Raw genomic sequence first — 2,510 nt, 5'->3', positions numbered from 1 at the left:
TGTGGGAAGTCGGGTTCATACTGCCTGTCCTGTTTCGTAGTTGGGGTTTGTGCGCTTGAGGTGGGAGGACGTGGCGACGCGGTTGTGCCAGTAGTCCTCGGTCTGGGGGTTCCAGGTGATGCACCAGCGGCGGTGTCGGTCTTGGCGGGCGGGCATCTCGCCGTTGCGGAGCCAGGGGTAGATCGCGGCTTCGTGGACGCCCAGGATCCGGGCGGCCTGCGGCACGGTGATCTCGCCGGGGCCGGTGGGATCGTTGCGCTTCGAGCCGATGGCGTGCTGCTGGCGGATGTGGCGGATCGAGGCGACCGTGAAGGGGCGGCACTTGCCGGTCCGCAGGCCGAGGGCGTTGAGGTGGCCGGCGATCTCGGCATCGCTGCGGGTGTCCAGCAGGGAACGGACCAGCTCGACGGCCTGGGTGGGGTTGCGGTTGGTCCGCCGGTCGCAGACGACTTCGTCGGTGGCACCGGTGTGCCAGCGGATGCCGATGTGAGCACGAGAATGGTCGACATGACGGACAGTCACGTCGGCGATCAGGGTCCGCAGTAAACGCTTGCGGTCCTTCGCACCGGTCGTGGGTGCGTCCCAGAGCCGGGGCAGGTCCTGGGCGAGAGCATGGAGGCGGTCGGGCTCTGGCAGGACGGGCCGGGCAGCGGCGAGGTCGGCCAGCGCCGCCTCGGCCTGGGCCAGGGCGGCCAGTTTTTCCTCCCAGCGCCGCTCCAGTGAGCGGGCGACCAGCCGGTTCTCCGGTTCGACCTGGGTGAACGTGCGCTCGGCGCGGTCGGCCTCGTAGCGGGCGCGCTCGACGGCGAGCTCGGCACCGCGGTGCGAGCGGTGGTGACGATGGTGCAGATCGTCGGCCGCGGCCAGAGCCAGGTGCACCTGTTCGGGGGTCAGTGCGGCCAGCAGTAGCCGGGTGACCTGCGCGTCCACCGCCGCGGCGGCGATCGAGTGGCAGCCCGGGGTGGTCACCGCGTCGCTGCGGGCGCGGTTGCACACGTAGTCCGCGGTGCCGTCAGCACGGCGGTAGCCGGTGCTCATGGGGAAGCCGCAGGAGCCGCAGTAGATGACGCCCTGACACAGCGGCGGTCCCTCACGCGGCGGGCGCGCGCCGGTGCTGGTGCGGTTCGCGGCCAGCTTCGCCTCGATCTGCAGGTACTGCTGCCAGGAGACGTAGCCTTCGTGGTGGTCGGGGATCAGTACCGTCCACTGATCGCGCGGGCGGCGGTTCACGCAGGCCACGACGGTGCCGTCGGGGCGGACCTTGCGGCTGCTGGCCGCGCGGCCGAACGCGTAGGCGCCGGCATAGGCGGGGTTCTTGAGCACGTCGGCGGCCCGGCCATGGGTCAGCCGTCCCCAGCCCAACCGCCCGTCCCAGACTCCGGTGTCACGGCGGGGGAAGCGGCGCCCGGCGAACGCCCGGACCACTCCCAGTGCGGAGCCGTGCTGGTCGAACAGGGCGAAGACGTCCGCGACCGCGGCACGTACCTCCTCGTCCGGGTCCAGGATGATCAGCCCCTCGTCGTCATAGACCAGGCCGACCGGCAGCGGCAGCCTCAGCTCGCCACGTTCGGCAGCCGCCCTGCGGGCCCCGTGCAGGCGCCCGGCCAGGATGTGCAGCTCGGCCTCGCTCATCGTGCTCTTCAGCCCCAGCACGAGCCGGTCGTTGAAGTCGCCCAGGTCGTAGACGCCATCGGCGTCGATCAGCAGCGTGTCGGTCAGCCGGGCGAACTCCAGCAGCCGGCCGAACTCCGCCGAGGAACGCGCCAGTCGGCTGACCTCCAGGCCGAACACCGCACCGACCTCGCCCAGGCAGACCCGCGAGACGACCTGCCCGAACCCCGCCCGCAACCCGGAGAACCTGCCCGAGACGCCCAGGTCCACATCGATGACCACGATATCCGCCTCGGCCCAGCCCAACTCGCGGGCGCGGTCGGCGAGACCGTACTGCCGGGCTGTCGACTCGGTGTTCTCCCGCACCTGCAGCATCGTCGACTGCCGCACATACACCAGCGCCAACCGGGACCGGTGCGACGCGGAGATCTTCTGCGAACCGCTCATCCCCGTGCTCCTCGCCGAGCAGTGCCGACTCGACCATGTTCGCGATCAGCAGCGCGGCGACCCGGCTCCAACCCTCCACGCCTGCCGTCACCGCTCGTCACCTCCACCCGGGCGCCCGTCGGCACCACGAGCGGGCCGCCAGTCATGACGATCCTCCGACCCGACCCGCGTCACAACGGCTCACCAGGGCATCCACCAGCGCAGACAGTGCGCAGAGACCCTCGATCGCGAGCCGGTGCCCGCCCGGGGCAGGCGCGCGGTCCGTCCACGCCTGCGGCAACGTCACCGACACGCCGTCACCGACCGTGCACACGAAAACCAGTCCGCCCGACCGGTGCACGGTCCGGCACACTCGCACCCTGCGACCGGACAACGGGTGGAAGGGGTGCGTCACCAGCAGCGAATCTGCAGGAACGTCACGAAGAGGGGCACTCTGCCGTGTCCTCTGGGAA

The 2,510-nt window shown here is 70.9% G+C and carries 2 protein-coding genes; both read right to left on the bottom strand.

Annotation, left to right across the window (positions count from 1 at the left end):
• Positions 1-15 precede the first annotated feature (15 nt).
• Positions 16-2,058, bottom strand: a complete 2,043-nt coding sequence (locus tag QMK24_RS41020) for a recombinase family protein (protein ID WP_283472011.1) — start codon at positions 2,056-2,058, stop codon at positions 16-18.
• A gap of 142 nt (positions 2,059-2,200) precedes the next feature.
• On the bottom strand, positions 2,201-2,452 hold the full coding sequence (locus QMK24_RS42185; RefSeq protein ID WP_502962726.1) for a DUF5372 family protein: 252 nt from the start codon (positions 2,450-2,452) through the stop codon (positions 2,201-2,203).
• Positions 2,453-2,510: the final 58 nt, after the last annotated feature.

Source organism: Streptomyces sp. PH10-H1 (assembly GCF_030063355.1).
Classification (GTDB): Bacteria; Actinomycetota; Actinomycetes; order Streptomycetales; family Streptomycetaceae; genus Actinacidiphila.
This window is presented reverse-complemented; position numbering and strand designations above follow the sequence as displayed.

Excerpts from the sequence above, each read along its gene's own strand:
- QMK24_RS41020 (WP_283472011.1), bottom strand. The coding sequence starts at position 2,058 with ATGAGCGGTTCGCAGAAGATCTCCGCGTCGCACCGGTCCCGGTTGGCG.